This is a genomic window from Candidatus Poribacteria bacterium (assembly GCA_021295755.1).
GTDB lineage: Bacteria > Poribacteria > WGA-4E > WGA-4E > PCPOR2b > PCPOR2b.
On sequence record JAGWBT010000239.1, the window covers coordinates 1 to 2,435 of the forward strand.

Genomic DNA, 2,435 nt, shown 5'->3' on the forward strand with positions numbered 1-2,435 from the left:
TAAAAATGTTCCGCTATGCCTTCGAGTGCACCGCCTAGGAGTTCCTCGCTTTTGCCGTAAAGTGGGGCGGTATCGATGTAATTGATCCCCAATTCGAGTGCATGTTTCACCACTTCGTCCGTACTCTCTTGGGCACGTTCGGGGTCATCTCCCATCAGGTATGCCCCGCCGAGACTGACTTCACTGATCTCCCAGCCTGTTCTTCCCATCTCTCTATATTTCATTTTTTACCTCATAGTTTTTATTCGGGCGGGGACCAAGGGAGCCCCTTTTCGGTCACATCGATCATTTTCTGCAGCTTGTCGACGACGTATTGGACATGGATGGTGATGAGTGCTTCACCTTTCTCGACAGTGGCAAGCAGAGCATTCTCTTGGCGGGCGCGGTCACGCGGATTTTCCGGATTCGGTCCGCCTTGGGGCCAACCTTCTTTGGAAAAAGGTTCGAGATACGCCTCCACTTCGGGCGATAGGTTATGGGCGTAATCCAAGTTAGCAGCGTCGTATTCCTCCATTGTGAACGCGCGCACCCGTTGCGGGTACGCTGCTAACATCACAGAGGTTTCGTCCTCTGAGGCATGATTCAACGCAGTTTGTCGCGCCACTGTGTCCAGCTTGCCGTCTCTGAGATCTCGGTAGCCTTGGAGGATGGTTTCTTTGTCCTCAGCCGTAAGCCCCATCCAGTAAGACTCCTCATCCATCGTGATACCCAATTCTTGCCGCCATGCCGGTAGTACCTCCCGAAGCAATCCGTGGTTGCCGCCATGACCGTTGACGACCAGAATCGTACGGATGCCGTGGGTTTTGAGGCTCTGTGCGACATCGAAGATATATGCCCGCAGCGTCTCCACCCGCAAAGTCAGCGTTCCCTTCCGCGCCATATGGTATGGAGAATAGCCCACCGGACAGGGTGGAGCGACAGTGACTTGGGGGTAGAGCCGCAAGGCGGCTTGCTGGGAGACGAACGTGGATAGGACAATATCCAAATCTAGGCTTAGGTGTTCATTGTGCTGCTCAATAGCACCGATGGGGATAATGGCGGCTTTCAATTCGCCACGCTGCAAGGCTTCCCGAATCTCCTTTCGGGTGCACTCCCCTAACATGACTCTGTAGGGATTGACGTATTGGTTTGCCATAGTTTAGGCTCCTTTATCCTTCAGGACTTACGCAAATTGAATAGAAAATTGACATATTTTCCTGAAAAGTCGTTATTGGGTTGCATTTAACCCCCTAAATCCCCTAACCCCCCTTATCAGGGAGGAAACCTTTGTCAGGGGGACTTTAAGAGGAAATGCGTAAGTCCTATCCCTCTAATCGTCGCACGGTGCTGCCATTCTGTACGGCATCATAGATTTCCTTGAACCCATCGTTACCGTCATCGGGAACGGGTTCCAGATTAGATCCCGCTTCACAAGTGGGCATGGCGTCATTCGGATAGACCGCATGGAGGTCCTGTTTGTTGCAACCGTAGTAGGTGGTCTCTCCGCTTGCGCGAGTATAGCGATAGACGTGACGGGGTGTATCTACGAAGGAGTAGTCAACTTTGTATCTCTGCACAGCTTCTTCGTCAACCTCCACACCGACACCCGGCTTTTCCGGCACACGGTAGAAACCGCCACGCAGCTCTATCGGTTCTGTGATGAGTTGGCTCTCCCAGATGTTCATGCAGGTAATCGCGGGCCACTTGGCTTGCGGACAAACAGCACCGAGGTGGGCAGCCCACGTCGTGGTGATGCCGGTGCCGACGAGTTGCAGCCAGAAGGGTTTGTTCGCTTCCTCACAAACGGTCGCCTGTTTCAGCAGACGATGCGCGCCGGCGCAAATAACGAAGCCATCCGCTACATCTTCCAGTAGCGTCGTTAGGATGGGCGGGGAACCGTAGTGCATCGCCACGGGTCGGTTGATACGTTGGCGAATCTGTTTGTTCCCAGCGACATCGCCCTGCGGAATCGGGCTTTCGATCATGGCGACCTGCTCGTACCGTTCGAGGGTCTTGAGGAACTCGACGGCATTGGCTGCATTTGCCAAAGTTGAATTGAAGTCCAGATCCAGCTTAAACTGCGAGGGGACATCTTCGATAATGGCTCCGATGGCTGCGTGCAGGTCGTACCATGTCCGTGCTTTGAGTTTGGAGGACATATAGCCCTGTTCAGCCGCATCGGCGCACTGTTGCGCCCAATCCTTCGGAGGCATATCCATAGCCCACCAAGAGAGCGGACACCACTCTCGGACTTTCGTTCCCAGAAGGCGATAGGCAGGCGTGTTCAACGATTTGCCTACTGCATCGAAGAGCGCGATTTGGATACCAGCACCCAAACCGTCCTCCCACAGCAGGTCGCCAGCCTCGCGTCCCACGATCTGCTCTGCGATGTCATCGGATACCCTCGCCCAAGTGTAGTTGGGTATCGTTTCGCCCCAACCGACCACGCCGTTGTC

Annotated in this window: 3 protein-coding genes; all 3 read right to left on the reverse strand. The window is 54.2% G+C overall.

Annotation, left to right across the window (positions count from 1 at the left end):
* The coding region (locus tag J4G02_22780; GenBank protein ID MCE2397334.1) for an aldo/keto reductase at window positions 1–224 on the reverse strand (224 nt) is incomplete at its 3' end.
* Window positions 225–241: 17 nt separating this feature from the next.
* Entirely contained in the window at window positions 242–1,135 is an 894-nt protein-coding gene (locus J4G02_22785; protein MCE2397335.1) for a creatininase family protein, read from the reverse strand.
* A 166-nt stretch (window positions 1,136–1,301) separates the two neighbouring features.
* On the reverse strand, window positions 1,302–2,435 hold a 1,134-nt coding region (locus J4G02_22790; protein ID MCE2397336.1), incomplete at its 5' end, for a mandelate racemase/muconate lactonizing enzyme family protein.

Bases quoted from the DNA above. Each gene is read 5' to 3' on its own strand.
- J4G02_22785 (MCE2397335.1), bottom strand. From the start codon at position 1,135: ATGGCAAACCAATACGTCAATCCCTACAGAGTCATGTTAGGGGAGTGC.